General features: G+C 42.2%; 12 protein-coding genes. 5 read left to right on the top strand and 7 right to left on the bottom strand.

Annotated elements, in window-relative coordinates:
- Window positions 1–174 precede the first annotated feature (174 nt).
- Window positions 175–1,383, top strand: a complete 1,209-nt coding sequence (locus DS891_RS13600; protein WP_174170058.1) for a porin — start codon at window positions 175–177, stop codon at window positions 1,381–1,383.
- Window positions 1,384–1,453: 70 nt separating this feature from the next.
- Here DS891_RS13600 and DS891_RS13595 read toward each other — a convergent pair whose 3' ends face one another.
- On the bottom strand, window positions 1,454–5,896 hold the full coding sequence (locus tag DS891_RS13595) for a di-heme oxidoredictase family protein (RefSeq protein ID WP_174170057.1): 4,443 nt from the start codon (window positions 5,894–5,896) through the stop codon (window positions 1,454–1,456).
- A 348-nt stretch (window positions 5,897–6,244) separates the two neighbouring features.
- Window positions 6,245–6,757: a GNAT family N-acetyltransferase gene (locus DS891_RS13590; protein ID WP_174170056.1), complete on the bottom strand. Its 513-nt coding sequence runs from the start codon at window positions 6,755–6,757 to the stop codon at window positions 6,245–6,247.
- A 359-nt stretch (window positions 6,758–7,116) separates the two neighbouring features.
- Between DS891_RS13590 and DS891_RS13585 the strand changes: the two genes are divergently transcribed.
- Window positions 7,117–7,275: a hypothetical protein gene (locus DS891_RS13585; RefSeq protein WP_157782784.1), complete on the top strand. Its 159-nt coding sequence runs from the start codon at window positions 7,117–7,119 to the stop codon at window positions 7,273–7,275.
- A 157-nt stretch (window positions 7,276–7,432) separates the two neighbouring features.
- On the opposite strand, the gene DS891_RS13580 is transcribed toward DS891_RS13585, so the two are convergent.
- Window positions 7,433–8,320: a LysR family transcriptional regulator gene (locus tag DS891_RS13580; RefSeq protein WP_174170055.1), complete on the bottom strand. Its 888-nt coding sequence runs from the start codon at window positions 8,318–8,320 to the stop codon at window positions 7,433–7,435.
- A 105-nt stretch (window positions 8,321–8,425) separates the two neighbouring features.
- Between DS891_RS13580 and DS891_RS13575 the strand changes: the two genes are divergently transcribed.
- Window positions 8,426–9,292: an MBL fold metallo-hydrolase gene (locus DS891_RS13575; protein ID WP_174170054.1), complete on the top strand. Its 867-nt coding sequence runs from the start codon at window positions 8,426–8,428 to the stop codon at window positions 9,290–9,292.
- On the top strand, window positions 9,286–9,909 hold the full coding sequence (locus tag DS891_RS13570; protein ID WP_174170053.1) for a DsbA family protein: 624 nt from the start codon (window positions 9,286–9,288) through the stop codon (window positions 9,907–9,909). Before DS891_RS13575 ends, DS891_RS13570 begins: the two co-directional genes overlap by 7 nt.
- A gap of 142 nt (window positions 9,910–10,051) precedes the next feature.
- Here DS891_RS13570 and DS891_RS13565 read toward each other — a convergent pair whose 3' ends face one another.
- On the bottom strand, window positions 10,052–11,527 hold the full coding sequence (locus tag DS891_RS13565; protein WP_174170052.1) for a serine hydrolase: 1,476 nt from the start codon (window positions 11,525–11,527) through the stop codon (window positions 10,052–10,054).
- 82 nt (window positions 11,528–11,609) lie between these two features.
- Here DS891_RS13565 and DS891_RS13560 point away from each other — a divergent pair, with 82 nt between their 5' ends.
- Complete coding sequence (locus DS891_RS13560; protein WP_017216057.1) at window positions 11,610–12,143, top strand: helix-turn-helix domain-containing protein; 534 nt, start codon at window positions 11,610–11,612, stop codon at window positions 12,141–12,143.
- Between the two features lie 153 nt (window positions 12,144–12,296).
- On the opposite strand, the gene DS891_RS13555 is transcribed toward DS891_RS13560, so the two are convergent.
- The 3 genes from DS891_RS13555 to DS891_RS13545 all read right to left on the bottom strand — a co-directional run bounded on the left by DS891_RS13555 (window position 12,297) and on the right by DS891_RS13545 (window position 15,610).
- Window positions 12,297–12,983: a hypothetical protein gene (locus tag DS891_RS13555; protein WP_174170051.1), complete on the bottom strand. Its 687-nt coding sequence runs from the start codon at window positions 12,981–12,983 to the stop codon at window positions 12,297–12,299.
- A 259-nt stretch (window positions 12,984–13,242) separates the two neighbouring features.
- On the bottom strand, window positions 13,243–13,614 hold the full coding sequence (locus DS891_RS13550) for a hypothetical protein (protein WP_039497169.1): 372 nt from the start codon (window positions 13,612–13,614) through the stop codon (window positions 13,243–13,245).
- Window positions 13,615–13,930: 316 nt separating this feature from the next.
- Window positions 13,931–15,610 carry a hypothetical protein gene (locus DS891_RS13545; RefSeq protein WP_174170050.1) on the bottom strand — a complete coding sequence of 560 codons (1,680 nt, stop codon included), beginning with the start codon at window positions 15,608–15,610 and terminating at the stop codon, window positions 13,931–13,933.
- Between the last annotated feature and the right edge of the window lie 394 nt (window positions 15,611–16,004).

The following is a 16,004-nucleotide window of genomic DNA, read 5'->3' as shown; positions in this document are numbered from 1 at the left end:
TACTTTCCTAACTCATTGATATTTAAACTCAATGAACAGGAAATGAATAAATTTACCAAAAACCACGTTATTTTCTTGATATTTTTTCACTTTTGCCTGTATTTTAGCTTTGATAATCTCCATTTTTTAGCTAATTTAGCCCTATTTAGCAACAACATTGAAACAAGGTAATTCATGAAAAGAACACTTGCTGCCACTCTTATCGCTAGCGTGACTACTATTCCAACAGTGAACGCTATCGAGATATTCAAAGATGAAAAGAATAGTGTCACGATTGGCGGCTTTATCGATGCTCGAGTTATTAACACTCAAGGCGAGACTGAGTTGGTAAACGGCGCATCGCGTATTAACTTTGACTTTAAACGCCAATTGAAAAACAACTGGCAGGCTTTCGCACTCCTTGAATGGGGTGTAAACCCTGTTGGTAGTAGTGATATTGTTTACAGCAACCGCTTCGAATCAATACAAGACGAGTTTTTATATAACCGATTAGGTTATGTTGGGGTTAAGCACGATGAATACGGCCAAGTTACCCTAGGAAAGCAATGGGGCGCTTGGTACGACGTGGTATACAGCACCAACTACAGCCTAGTTTGGGATGGTAATGCCGCAGGTGTTTACACCTATAACAAAGACGACGGCGCGATCAATGGTACTGGTCGTGGTGATAAAGTGCTGCAATACCGTAATCAATTTGGCAAGCTGAGCTTTGCTGTACAAGCTCAGCTAAAATCTGATGACTTTTATACTTGTGATGTCGTTGATATTTCGAGCAGCTCCTGCGAAGCCCAATTTAATCAAGGGAACAACGCGGCACAAAAAGTAGAGTTTAATTCAACTTATGGTGCCTCACTTACCTATGCTGCGACCGAAAACTTAACTCTCACAGCCGGTGTTAACCGCGGCGCGTTTGATATTGTGTACGCTGGTGGCCGAAATCAATCGGTTAAAGATTTAATTTATGGCGTCGGTATTACTTACGGGGATTTCTATAAGCCTGGTTGGTATGCAGCTGCAAACATCAATAAAAACGAAAACCACGATACAGATAACCTAGGCCGCTTAATCAAGGATGCCGTTGGATTAGAGTCGCTTGTTAGCTACCGTTTTGATAATGACGTGCGTACATTTATCGCTTACAACGTATTTGATGCGGGCGATGACTATGTGATCCAACCAAACTTTAATGCTGATCCTAATGATGTTTTTAAGCGTCAGTTTGCCGTGATAGGCGCACACTACTTTATGTCTGAAGACACCATTTTGTACATTGAAGCGCGTAAGGACTTTAGTGACTTCTCAAGCGCCGATGCCGCGCAAGAAGCACAAATGTCACAAACCGAAGACGACGGTATCGCCATCGGTTTCCATTACACGCTGTAAGACTAAGCACTGTAATAACAACTTCAAGTGCATCAAAGCTCATGACTTTCGTGATCTTTGATGCACAAACTTACAATGAGTTTAAAAATGCCAACACGGCTGATTTATCATTTGCCGACAAGCTTTCGTAAGCTACTCTCGCTGCTTGCGCTTCACCATCATGCCATAAAATAGCTTCTTCAATCGTTCGCGCACGACCATCGTGCAGATAGCTTGGCTCAGCGGTACAAAACTCATTGCCCTGCCCACCTAACACATTATCAACACCACCTGTTACACAAGCAGACAATCCAATCCCCCATAATGGCGCTGTTCGCCACTCAGCACCGCTAGCGATGCCTTCACCTAAGTTATCCGCAAGACCTGGGCCCATATCATGTAATAATAAATCGGTATACGGATGGATCGTTTGCGCACGTAACTCCGCAAATGGATGATACTCACTGGTTTCAAATGTTGCTGTATGGCAACCTTCACAGCCAATTGAGGTAAAGCGTGCCTTTCCTAATTGCACCTCAGGGTCGTCAAGCCCACGCTGCGCTCTTACACCCAATAAAGCGATATATTTGCTTAGCGCAGTGAGATGTTGATCAGACACTTCTACACCGCCACCTCCGCAGCTTGATTGTGATGCTCCACAGTCAGGATTTGGAAATACCGAGTTGGTTACTCCCATATCCGTATTAAATGCACTAGCGACTTGGTGTTTAATTGATGCCGCCGCAGCTTTGTAGCCAAAGCGTCCTAACCGTGTTTGACCGGTAATAGGATCGTTCACGCGCTGCGCTTTGCCCGAAATACCGTCGCCGTTACTGTCGTTTTCATCCGCCAACGCTAACACCGCACTCTCTGGTATCGCTTCAAGTAAGCCCAAGCCCACCAGCTGAGGCGCGATACGGGCTGAGTAGCGTGCTGGAGTGGTTTTATTAAATTGGTAATTGGGTGAACGCAAACCATTATTTTCAGTCCACGAAGCAATCGTTACATCTCCCTCGCCTTGCGTCTCGGTATCTATGCCTGTGTTTTTAGGCTGTAACACATTCCCCAATAAGGGATGGGTGTTGCCATTGATATCGGCCACTTTAAACACCCATTTTGCCAATGAGCCGCCAATAGCTGGTGGAGCCGCACGACCATTGCGAACATGGCAAGCTGCGCAACTGTCGTTGATATAGTGTGGGCCTGACTTTCCAACCACCGCACTAAACACGCCATTTTCTCCGTTGCGTTCATCGTGTTCACCATTAACAAAACTACTGTGGTGAACACGTCGCCCCTGAACAAATGCCTGTCCATTTTGGCTCGATAAATTGGTCGCCATTTGCATAAAGTGATTATCAGGCTCATTAGTGTAATTGTATGGCAATGTGGTTTTGCCTCCTAACCACCCCGCTTCTGCAATCGGGTAAGAATCTTCGCGTTGTGATGATGGATCAGCAAAGTCGCCAACGGTTTTCCATGGGACAAGCCCTTCACCTACCATGTATAAATACGTTGTACCATAATAATTTTCTCGTCCTTCTGGTGGCGCATCAAGAAATTGGCTAACTTCAAACTCCATGCGCTGACCAACTTCAAGAGGCAAAAAGCCTGCAGCAGGGTCCCAATTTAGCGGTCTGTAGTCATCAATGATCACTCTATAACGATATTGATCACCTGAATCACTTATCTTATTAAAGTTCGTATCATAACTGCCGTTATCAAGCTCAACGACCGCACCGCCACCAAAGTAATTACCGTGGTACTCAGCAACTGTGCCTAATCCACGATACCAAGCACGAAATTCGCGCGCACCGAGTTTCCATTCTGTAATAAAGGTCACTTCAATGCGTGAGCCGCCTTTAGCTACAAAATCAGCGATTTCAAATTGCGCAGTTCGATGCGTCCAATAATGCGATAAATAGTGATCATAGATTTGAAACTGATCTTCTTTTGCATGGCGGTCTCGGCCGCGATCAGCAAAACGCGTAATTAGTGCATCTCCACGGTCATAACTCACAGCTTGCTCTAAAGGTGTTGTTGCATCATAAAGTGGCACAATAGTGCCAAAGCTGATCTCACAACCTTGGCTGTCAACTTGGCGGCCCGTAGGTGTATTGGGACATTGATCTAGATTATCTGGCACACCATCGTTATCGCTATCATTGTTAGATGAACCAGCGATATTGAACTCAAGCCAGTTTAGATTTAACTCGCCACCCGCCATTTCAACACGAACGGTATGTACACCCTCATTTAACGTAATCGACGCAATATTTTGACTAATAAAGGTTTGCCAGCCACCCGTAGCAGGCACAACGGTACTGGCAACTAGATTACCATTAACAACAACGTTATACGCTCCGTTACCAACTTGGGAGGCAACGCGTGCGGTCAAATTATAGCTTCCCGCGCCTAAATTAGCCTGATATTCGAGCCACTCTCCCGCCGACGTCCAACCTACGTTGTAACCACCGCCGTTGTCGCTGGTCAGCTCAATATCAACATCATCATTGCGATATTCGCCACCTGTATTGCCTGCATCGTTATCAAAATAGTTGCTATAGTCTTCCGCTTCGATACGAAGTTGCTCAGTGATTAAAATGCTACATCCATCGGTGTTTACCACATCCCCCACAGGCGTATCTGGACACTGATCGATACCATCATTCACGCCATCACCATCGCTATCGTTACCAGCTGAGGATTCTGAAAGTATATAGGCCTGCTCTGCGGTATCTACGACCGTTCCGTCCTCCTGTTGGTAAGTAAACCAAAAACTAACCACATCCCCCACTGCTAGCCCAGATATTGTCAGCTCATTGCGACCATTAATCACTTGCATGCGGACATTTTGCTGCACACCGCCGTTGACTCGATAATGAACATCCGCCCAGCCGGTAGTGTTAACATAGAAAGTTAAAGTATCCAGAGAGACCTGTTCCAATCCATCGGGTAAATTATTCAGTGGACAGCCATTCGCATCAACTTCTTCATTTGGTTGAGTATTTGGGCACTGATCGAGGCTATCCTCAACACCATCTTGATCGCTATCGACAGGGGTACTACCGCCCCCTGTCCAGGTAATATCGTCAATTGCCATTTGAAAAGAATAGTTAGGTTCTTGCCCAGCGACAGAGACAATATTGAAGTGATTTTTAATTGATTGTAATGCCACCAAGCTACCCGCTAACTCAGTGATTGGAATACGCACTTCACCCCATTGACCATCACGAACAAGGCCATACTGATTGGTGTTCGCGGGGAATGTGATCCAGTTCTCATTAGTATAAGTGTCAGCAATGCCAATTCTGAAACTCACATTCGCAGGAATTTTAATCTTAAAATTTAAGTAACCATCCCTAAAGTTGCTCATATCTCGCGCTTGACGACTTTGAATACCGGCTCCAAACCACTGCGTTGGCGAATATTGCCATGCAATCACTTCATTGCCTTCATAGGCAGGGATATTGCCCTGAGTGAGTGAGTCTTGGTTCCACACATAAATATCCGCGTTGCTTCCCGGCACTAACTGATTATCGCTTGGCCCCTCACTAAAAACACCAAAGGTGCCAACTTCGGGCTTAGTGACATTGCCGCTGAACACTTCACCTTGACCATCTAGCTCATAAATACGCACATAATCCACCACCATTTTCCCAGGAAGTGGCGCGCTCACCTGTTCATTGCTAAGCGCGTCCGTAAATAACCCGCCGACAGCCAAATTCATCAATAGATAAAATGGTGCGTTGAATTCATTTGACTCTTCACTAATAACAAACGGGCTATCGAACATATCATATTCGACCCCATTATCCTCAACTGTGAAACGGATCGTTTCTGCAGTCCAATAAGTACGGTAGATAACAAAGCGATTGGTTAAGGGGGTTGAGGACAAATGTGCATTATCGGTTTTGTATGCCACACTTGCTGCACAGGTTGGATTACCTTCATTGCAGGCGGCATCTGCATAAAAAATTAAGTTCGAGCCTGTATAGTTATTGCTTGGCGCACCGGGAAAGCCTGCATCATTACGAGCGGCTTGAGATTGGCCCATCTCCATGATGTCGATTTCGCCTTTTGCCGGCCAGCTAGCTGTACTCGTTCCTAGCATCCAAAGTGCAGGCCAAAGCCCCGTGTCGACATCAGATACCTTCATTCTGATCTCTATCATGCCATATTGCACAGCAAGCTTATTCTTACTCTGGATCTTACCTGAGGTAAATGCCTTGCCGCCTATCGCTTGATTTTTTGCTTCAAGAACAAGGCCTTTGTTTCCCACCTCGCCTACAATGTCGCTAATATAGACATTATTTTCACTGTACCACTGTAATTCTTGATTACCCCAACCACATATTCCTTGGTCACAACCATCCCCGACATCTATATTCCATGTGTTGGTATCTAAATTATTAAAATTATCTTCCCAAAGTAAATTCCCCACAGCCGCGTTACTTTGCGAAGACGCACAAACAATCAGACTGATAACGCTAATGTTTGCGAGCTTTGCGATTAACTTGCTACTCGTTTTCACTTTATGTCTCCAAATGTAATGTATAAAACTGCTTTAGTGATCAACCACTAAAACACGGATCCTTTTATCACTTCATAAACCGCAGAAATGAAAGCGCTTACATTTCAATCCATAACAACTCCGAACAATTGAAAAATATAGCGCTTTTCAAACACACGAGCTTTACTACACACTTTTCAGCGCGGTGTAATCGTATGTTGAATGTTAAACCTAACATGTAAGCGCTTACATTAACAAGAAAATAACAACAATTGTTATATTTTTTACTTTTATCAATTGATGGACTAACGACAAGTCGAGCGTTGTGACCAAAGCACATTCAGGGAAATAAAAGTCAAACCGCTGAGGTCAACAGACGCGATGGATCTCATATTCAAAGAAAAGTGGACTGTTTTCATCATGCACTTGCTGTGAAAACCCCAGCTTTTTGAGCAACCGAATGGAAGCATGGTTGGATTGCTCCACTCCCGCAATTAGGGTACTCCAATACTCTATACTGGTAACTGCATGGATAAACCCTTGCAGCAATTCACTGGCGTAACCTTTGCCCCAGTGCTTTTCAGCCAATAAGTAACCGATATGCGCATCACTTTCGTTTTCAACGTAAACAAACAAAAAGCCAATTGTCTCATGCTGCCCAAGCTTAACTTGCAGTAAGCGGCTCTCTGAACACATACGCTGAAACCAGTTTTCGGCCTGTTTTGTTGAATCAATACCATGAAAATAGGGGAGAAGGTTTTCAACCACGTTAGAACTCAGGATATGGGGAATTTGCTCTATCAGCCGTTCACGATCGAGTGCCGGAAAATCGTCGTTAACCTCAATAATATGCAACCTTAAGGTCTGAAATGATAATGCCATTAGCTCCCCTACTTTTTATCAACTCGATTGTTATCCTAACAAGGATACTAGCATTGCTTCTTTTAATGTGTAAGGCGCACGCAGCTATTTGCCGCAACAATTGGTTGGATATAGGTTGTACAATCAACAAGATTGACATGCACAAAAGTCCAACGCTGTCATTTTTACTTGCTTGATAAAAATTCAATATAATAAACAACTTAAAAAACAAACAACTAAAAGATCTACTGAAGTTATTTGCCATCCCCGCTTGAAATGTGTTTAAAAATTAAACACATTATTTAACAGATAAGTACTTAGAAATAGGTATTTATCTACATTACCGAATAATCAAAGATAACAAAATAACTGGATACAACATGAAACTGAAAAAAGTAAAATTAAAAAACCTTAACGCAAACAAAGCGCTAGATGCTAAACAAACGAAAGAAATAGCAGGCGGAACCGGCGCTTACAGTAAAGACTACGGTGCATGCTATACCGCACCTGAATTTTGCCCAACAGTTTACATCTGCTAAGTATGTCAAGCCCAGCAACTAGCTGGGCTTAGTTTTAAGTAAAAAGTAATTGAGAAATATAGCGATAATAAAACACTCGTCGTGTTAGCCACTCATCTGAGCAAACGAGCTAGTAACGTAACAACATTAAGATGTAACTCTTAAGATACTTGCAGTTTCACCATGGCGTGTTGGCAAAATAGTGCGACAAATAATCTATCAATGCCCTCACGGTTGGAGACATATACTTTCTCGAAGAATAGAGCACGTATATATTCATATCGCTTGGCTTCCAATCAGGTAGTACCGGCTTAAGCTCGCCAGATTTGATGTAGCGGTTAACCAAATAAGTGGGTTGAATTGCCAAACCAGCGCCATTTAACGCTGCGTGCATTAAGGCCGTCGCTTCGTTCGCAGTTAAACGACAGTTTACGGCTACCGACTGTTGTGAGTTACCTTTGCGCAAATGCCAGATATGCTGCTGAAAATTCTTATACCCAAGGCATAAGTGCTCAGCTAGGTCATCAGGTTTTGTGATTTCACTTGCACTCGTAAGGTACTGCGGCGACGCCACAATAACAGAGTCACATACTGCAATTGATTTACCAATCAAAGAAGGGTCCGGTGCAGAGGCAATACGAATAGCAAGATCTATCTGACTCTCAGTGAGATCGGCCACAGAATCTTGCAAATCAATATCAATATTCACATCAGGATGTGCTGACATAAACTGTTGAATAGCGGGCACAAGTTGAGAAAAGCCAAAAGACATACTGGTTGCTAGTCGAACCGTACCAGACAGTTTTCCGCTAGTATTCGCCAAGCCGGTTATGGTGTCAGCTTGCCTCAGCCACTGTCTTACTTCTTCCAAGCAGGACTCCCCTGCTGTCGTTAAAGACACTTTTCTCGTGGTGCGATGTAATAAACGAATGTTTAGCCAGCTTTCCATTGCTTCAATGTACCGAGTTACCATAGGGCGAGACATATCTAGCCTATCAGCCGTCGCGGTAAAGCTACCTGTGATTGCAACGTCGGCAAAGACCTTAGCAGCGATGAGTCTATCCATTTATTTGTTCGATTTATGAAACAATGATGTTTAGTTTGGCATGTTTTTCTGAGCCTATCAATTTCATATCATCTGCTCCGTACTAAACCTATTGAGGCAAAAGATATGAAACACCTAACGTTGATAGCAGCATCGATTTTATTCGCAAGCAATGCGATGGCAGCAAACACCGCCCCACTTACACTGGATGTTTATAACGCTGACAAAAACAGCTTCCACGTTAACTCAACACTGGTGATTGGTGAGAGTGAAGTGATGGTCGTAGATACGGGTTTTACCAAAGCGGATGCACTACGCATAGCTGCCAAAGTGCTCGACAGCGGCAAAACCCTAAAAACGATTTTTATCAGCCAAGCTGATCCGGACTATTATTTTGGCGCGGAAGTGCTACACACTTTATTCCCTGAAGCTAAGATCCTAACCACAGCGGCCGTAAAAGCAGTGATTGAAGAAAAACTCGCGGGTAAATTAGCATTCTGGACACCAAAAATGGGGGAAAATGCACCTGTTAAGCCATACATCCCAACAGTTGTAGAGGGAAATACACTCTTTGTAGATGGGCACAAAATAGAGATCCACGGCACGCAATCTGAGCTGGCACACCGCCCCTACTTATGGATCCCGTCAAGTAAAGCGATTCTGGGCAATGTTGCAGTCTACGGTAATGTGCACTTATGGATGGCCGATGCGCAATCCCAACGCAGTCAACAAGCGTGGAGCCGCCAATTAAAAGAGTTAAAAGCACTGAAGCCAGAGATTGTAATACCTGGTCACATGAAAGCAGGCACCAAACTTGATTCAAGTACCATAAGCTACTCGCAGCAGTATTTAAGCGACTTTAGTCAGGCAAAAAGCAGCAGCAAAAATAGCGCTGAACTGATTGATAGTATGTCTGCACGCTACCCTGATGCAGGATTACCGATGGCGTTGGGTATTGGTGCTAAGGTACATATGGGAGAGATGAAATGGTAAAAGTGCACTACTTCTTCGACCCCATGTGTGGCTGGTGTTATGGTGCGGCTGCACTGCTGGATGCAATTGCAGCCAACAGTGACCTCAAGCTTGAACTGCATCCTGGAGGTATGATTGCCAACCAATCTATAGAGAAAGCATTCCGCAACCACATTCTCACAAGCGATGCGCGTATAGCCAGCATAACAGGCGCGCAGTTTGGCAAAGGTTACATCCAAAGGGTGAAGAGTAACGATCCGATGCTCCTTGACTCATACATCACCGCTCGTGCCATCATAACCGCTGAGCAATTGGGCATAGAGCCACTTAACATGCTTAAAACTATTCAGCATGCCCACTATATAGAGGGTAAACAGGTTAACCGAGCTGAGGCTATAGAGGAGCTAGCCGTTGAGCTTGGGCTAGATAAAAACCACTGGCAACGAGCTATGCTGGCAAATCAAGGTGCTGAGCAAACAAAAATCGCGCAAAGCCGCCAATTAATGCAAAAGCTTCAGGTTACTGGCTACCCAACCCTTATCCTTGAAAAGCATGAGACGTTCGTAAAGCTTCCGCATACTGCCTATTACGGTAAGCCCGATGCTTGGCGCAAGCTAATTGATGACTATATACACTAGTTCTATACAAGCTTTGGGGTTGGAATTGGAGCTGCTGTTACGCTAATGTGAGCTCCAAAAGGGGCTGTCGGCATATCCGCTACACAACTTTGGCGTTGTCACACTAATTTGCATCTAGATTGCAACTAACCTTACCTCTGAATTACCTAACTTTTTGGAATTGCCAATCCTTTAATTCGATAACGGACATGCTTTTATCAGCGGTTAGTTCGTAGAACTTACCCGGTCTAAGTTCTACTATAAATTCATTATCTGCTTGTCCACTGTAAACCTTGCTCTGTAAATCCCCCCAAGCAAGATGTAAATCGCTGTCTCTCTGTTTAATAGTCAACTGTCCAACATCCGTGTTTTCGTATACACCTTCAAGTGATAATTTAAGCGAAGGTGATATGCTCCGGCGTTTTGACAAGTCTTCTCTTTTAGCGGCAATTGCTGCCTTTGCTTTTTCAACATAAACAGCAAGATCAGTCATCTCCTCTTGGTGGAATTCAATAAGCTTACTCACATCTTGATTAGTTAACATTTTATAAGCGATTTCAGTTATTCTGCCATTTAACTCATTTGCAATGAGCCCACTTTCGTTATGAACAACAACGACACCAAGGTTTTTTTCGGGAGCGTAAGATACTTGAACAGAAGCGCCATCAAACCCTCCAGTGTGCATTAACACACTTTCACCAGCCACTTTTGAGTGCATCCATCCCCATCCATAGCCGGAAAAATAGCTATCAATATCACTAATCAGTAGTTGTTGAGACGCTCTTACAACCGACTTGGGAAACGCTGAGCGCTCTGCATTTATTGGTAACAAGTGGGTTATCAACTTACCCCAATCATTTGGTCTGGCAAAAATACCCACTGAATACAAAGTCGCATTGTTTTTATTCATATAAATCTCAGATTGACCACTTCGGAATTTATATGAATATGGGCTTGGAATAGGCCAATTTTGCAATCTTGCTTGATCAACATCTGCTGTTGAATTTTTCATTCCTGCAGGTGAAAGCACTAGATCTTTAATCGCATTTGTCCATCCCCCTTCATAGTTCTCATCAAACCATATTGCTAAAAGATTGTACCCAAGGTTTGTGTAACCAAACTCATCTTTTTTAATTTTCGGGTGCTGTTTTAGCGAGGAAACAAAATGAATTCGTTGCTTTTTATCATGGTTTCCAGTGTAAGAAAAAGTCCATGTCATCGCGTCATTGGTTAATCCAGAGCGATGAGACAATAAGTCTCTGACTGAGTAGTTGTCAGGATTGATATAAGAAAACTTAACGTTTGGAAATAGCTGCCTCAAGGTAGAGTCCTTAGAAAGCAAACCTTCTTTTTCAGCCTGTAATGTCGCCAGCCCCATTATCGCTTTAGTTGTCGAAGCGAAGTAGTAAACCGAATTTGTATCGACAGGGATCTGCTTTTCAACATTCGTCATACCAACGTGAACTTCGTGAGTAATTTTACCATCCTTAATCAATACAACGGATGTGCCTGAAGCCGACTTGGTCACGGATTTGGCTTTAACGATAAAGTTGTCTAAAGGCGTATATTCTGACGCTACACTGACAGAGCTGATGACACAAAGTAAATAAACGAAGCAAACAAAAGTTTTACTAGGCATGTAATTCCCTTCTGAATAGATAAGTGCTGCATTGTGCGTTATAGTGCACACAATATCACTGTACGCAATAACGCACAACATAATGAAAGTTAAATCGGAAATTTCCAAAAACCTAGGTGTTAGATTAAAAGACATCAGAAAAGAGAGAGGCCTAAGCCTAGATAAATTGGCCAACATGACCGGCATCTCCAAGGCGATGTTAGGACAAATTGAAAGGTTTGAGTCTAGTCCAACAGTTGAATTATTGTGGAAGTTGGCGCAGGGTATTGGCATAGAGTACACAATGTTACTTGATCCGAGCGACCCGCAGAATTCGAATAACTCTATCAACCAAGAAGGCTCTATATTTGCTCCTGTTTATTCATCTAACGGGAGCAAAAATACCGAGGTGTTTGTCATTTCTCTCATTCCAAATGATGAACACTTAAGAGAGCCGCATGATAATGTTGCAGAAGAGCTTGTTCATGTTCTAGAAGGTCAACTTGAAGTTTTTTATGACGGTGTTTGGCATCTCCTTAAAACTGATCAGAAAACCAAGTTTAGTGCTGCGCAAAAGCATGGTTATAGAGCTTTAGATTCTGCTACAAAGTTTATTAACGTCATAGTTTATAAGTGAATTTAATTTTAACGAATTTTTGCCGATTGGCTTTACACAAGCAGTCTCTAATATTTTAGACTCTGGAGTATTGTAGTTGCGCCCGTTCATCACTATCTTCAACTTTTGAGCGTCATACAAAATGTGAGACTTGCCCTAGCTATCGATACTCAATTACACATTTATGTTAATTCTAGGATATATTGCCTCGTTCATTTTCATTGCAAACAGCATTGGGTGGCTATTCACTTTGTCCTCAAGTGTATGATAATCCTGACCAAAGCCCGTATCATGGAATTGGTTTTCGAAGCTTTTACTTAACTCATTCAACCTAATATTGCCATAAAGGTCCTTTGCTTCGATGCCTTGCCGATCTGCACCAGAGAATCGAACAATTTGTGCAAGTCCTTCATGTACCTGTTCATAGGCATTTTTTAGCTTATTGTTTTCGTTAATTATAGACTCAAGATCCTCACGCAATTTACCGTCTACACTTCCACCAACGAGCTTTAGTGTGCCATCTTCCTCTTGCGATAAATCTAAAGAACTCAAATCAATTTCTGGATTTAAGCTACTTTGTTCTTTTTTAAATTTTTCAAACTCGCTTAAGGTGGTTGCAAACGCCTCTTGCGTCTCTCCCATCACTTTATAATTTTGTTTGCTAATCTCAAAAGTTTCTTGTTTTAGCTTTTGGATTTCTTCTTCAGTTAATACTGGCGTATTTTCGGCTGACAATGCCGCAGCGTTCATCTCCTTCTTTGGTGCTTGAGATTCGATGCTATGCGCCTCAGCCTCCTTTTTAGCGGTTAAGTTACTGGCTAAATTGACCTGCGAATTAACTAGTGGTGAATTAATCTTCACTGCTTCAGTCCTTGATAGTGGTAAATGTCTAATGTAGAAAACATTAACATTTGCGTTGATTTTCTCAAGGAGAAAAGAAAACAACACTTGTAACCGCTTTTAAAAGACTAAAATACTGTATAAGACATGCTGGCATAGAGAAAGTTAACTCTATGCCACTTTAATGAGGAAGTTAAGGTATAGGTCAGCAATGATATTTTCACTACACAAACCAGATTTTGGTGACAAAAAACTGCCTTACTCTTTTCAATATTAACGACTAGACAATTAAGAAATTAATTCTTCGTAATTCGTCATCATTAGGCGAACTTCTATATCCCATTGCTGACACATCTATTTCGCTTTGGTTAGCATTTACTGCAAGGCTCTTTACACCTTCCTGAGGATCTTTAATACTCAAGATTTCCAAAGTACCGAGTACGTTACCGCTGTCTCCGCCAATAAAATCAATATCTAACTCACCATGGTGGCCTGTTTTAGCGACCACCTTAAAGACGCCATGTTCACCTCGAGGGATTACTTTACCATCAATTGAACTGCCATCACCCTCAACCCAAGAGTCTCGAGTGACTTTCGTAGTAATTGATTGGTTTGTTCTATTCTTAATTGTGACATTCGCTGGACTGGACATAAACAAACTCCTTCTTTCGAACTTGTGCTTGAAGGCCTTCCCTCAAGCTGCGTACAAAGTATAGAAACGAAAAATGAGTGAGGCCATTACAGCGCATTACAAAAAATACTGATGGGTTTTGCCATTTTTTTACCCAGTGATAAGCGGATAACAAATTTGTACAACAACGCCACAACGCGAAATACATAAATAGGCTGACTGAAAATTGCCCGAAACAACGACCAGTTAGTCCCATTGAATGCTATATACTCTGGGCCATTGAGTTCTAAATTTACATTGGATATTAGCTAAATGATCCACGACAATGCTTTACTTGTTACAATGAATTCATCATGGTTTCAAGATTACTCCATGTAACTGAACCACTTAGACTAATTTCTCCGACACCATTCAATGAATCTATATTCATTCTTACAATTTTAGATAGTTTTTCTTTTCTATTATTAGAATCAACTACGTCACTAAATTTTAATATTCGTGCAGCTAGTGGTGGCAACTCAAAGCCATATGGGTTAACTGGGTTAGACTTAAATACGGACTTGGCACCAGGTTTCGATGAAAATATCACAGCATTGTTTTGTTGGCGGTACTCAAATCTGCTCCCAATTTGCCGCATGACCTTCCCAATATCTGACAGCTCATTTGTGATCAGCGCACTATCACCAATATAGTAAAGTTCAGTTCCTTCCTTATCCCCTAATAGCATGCTAACCCTAGTAAGGGCATCAGCCATCTCATCATTTGGGTAACATGCATCGATCATTAGTGTGAAAGGTACGTTTGCCATTGACAGCGCATTGTATAGCTGCTCTACAAGAATAAGGCCATCTCCCGACTCACTAAGTGAAGGGCTATAGCTCTGTGCAGCTCGTTCCGCGTAGTCTTTATTTACATTACCTTGAAGTAGTACGATTTCTCCATTAGGTAAAGAAAGGGCATGCCCTGTGTAATATACCACTAGGTGCTCTACAGGATTCTCAAGAAGCTCTAGTGTCAGATCCACCGTCCAATCCAATAACTTATCATCACTGATCGGCATTTGTTTGGTGCTATTCAGTTGCTTTACAAAAACTGGGTCATAAGATTCAAAGAATTGCCGCATCAAAAGAGAAGCTTCTGTAGATTGCGGTATATCTAACGACCGAAAGTTAGCGTAATGTGCATTGGCAATTGTAACCACTCCAAATGAATTGTTCGTTTTTCGTTCTTGAACAGGGTTTTCATTACCGATCTCTGCCACTCTTCTAGAGCTCAACTCATTTAGTACTAACGCACCTTTGTCAGATAAATCAGTAGCAACATAACTTGCTTCCATCACTTCATAGGCAAATACGATAGGCGAATTAATAGAAAATGATATTTCTTTTCTATCTTCAATATTATCTGAAAAGTTAAATGAGCCAAGTCTTGCTTTCTCAACTTTATATCCAGTTTTAGACATATCAACTAGCGTTTTGACACCAGACTCATTTAGCGCGCGAACCACGTACTCAACGACACCAACATACGCGCGACTTACAATAATTGGCTCTATATTATTTTCCATAGCCGCCTGCACTAAAACATTTTTTGCAATTTTCTCCTTCAATGCACCAATTGGTAATTCTGCAATAAATGCATCTTTAATATTAAGAGTTACTTCCAATTGTCCATCATTAGAAAACGCATTATTAAACAAGCTGCTTTTTCCACCAGCCTGAACATTGGACATATCGTTAACAACTGCTTCTATAGTAAATTGTTCACCTCTCAAAATAGATTCATCATCAGCATCACCCGAGCTGTAAACCATAAATGATGAATTGCTTGGGGATAGTATTGAGCCCGGAAAGCGAGCATGTTTTGGAGGGAGATTTAACAATAATTTGCTTGGTTCGACATTTACAGCAGAGGCAATTGCTTCCTTTAATGTTTTCTTTTGTATATCTCCAATAACGAAAACAGCAATGCCAACTACTGCGGTTATAAAAACAACAATTGCGAGTGATTTTTTCATGTTGGTCCCATAAATTCCTATTCACCTGTTGTAGCTCCAAAGCTACTATTGAGAAGTGTTTTTGATTGCATAACAACCGTAATCAACGAGCTATTGGGCTATTATCTATCTTTAAATCGTCTTGTTTCCATCCATCTTATACCTCTACCATTTGCTCTAAATAATTACTTTTACAATGTTTACATTCACTCTACAATCTTATTCTAGGACAAAAACGAGTAAGTGGGAGGAACAACAGCAATTGGCAGAAGAGACCGAGCCGTTATATGACCCAGTTTATGGATTTCAGCAAAACCCACGCTATAAAAGAAAACCGACACGGGCTTTTAGGGATTTTATTGACCTAAACCCCGCGCCAAAACAATACGAAACAAGGTGGTTTAGGTGTCCATTT

The sequence above is a fragment of the Pseudoalteromonas sp. JC28 genome (assembly GCF_013319255.1).
GTDB lineage: Bacteria > Pseudomonadota > Gammaproteobacteria > Enterobacterales > Alteromonadaceae > Pseudoalteromonas.
Note: the sequence above shows the minus strand (reverse complement) of the source record. Positions and strands in the feature narration are given on the sequence as shown.

Bases quoted from the DNA above. Each gene is read 5' to 3' on its own strand.
- DS891_RS13600 (WP_174170058.1), top strand. From the start codon at position 175: ATGAAAAGAACACTTGCTGCCACTCTTATCGCTAGCGTGACTACTATT.
- DS891_RS13590 (WP_174170056.1), bottom strand. From the start codon at position 6,757: ATGGCATTATCATTTCAGACCTTAAGGTTGCATATTATTGAGGTTAAC.
- DS891_RS13585 (WP_157782784.1), top strand. From the start codon at position 7,117: ATGAAACTGAAAAAAGTAAAATTAAAAAACCTTAACGCAAACAAAGCG.
- DS891_RS13580 (WP_174170055.1), bottom strand. From the start codon at position 8,320: ATGGATAGACTCATCGCTGCTAAGGTCTTTGCCGACGTTGCAATCACA.
- DS891_RS13575 (WP_174170054.1), top strand. From the start codon at position 8,426: ATGAAACACCTAACGTTGATAGCAGCATCGATTTTATTCGCAAGCAAT.
- DS891_RS13570 (WP_174170053.1), top strand. From the start codon at position 9,286: ATGGTAAAAGTGCACTACTTCTTCGACCCCATGTGTGGCTGGTGTTAT.
- DS891_RS13565 (WP_174170052.1), bottom strand. From the start codon at position 11,527: ATGCCTAGTAAAACTTTTGTTTGCTTCGTTTATTTACTTTGTGTCATC.
- DS891_RS13560 (WP_017216057.1), top strand. From the start codon at position 11,610: ATGAAAGTTAAATCGGAAATTTCCAAAAACCTAGGTGTTAGATTAAAA.
- DS891_RS13550 (WP_039497169.1), bottom strand. From the start codon at position 13,614: ATGTCCAGTCCAGCGAATGTCACAATTAAGAATAGAACAAACCAATCA.
- DS891_RS13545 (WP_174170050.1), bottom strand. From the start codon at position 15,610: ATGAAAAAATCACTCGCAATTGTTGTTTTTATAACCGCAGTAGTTGGC.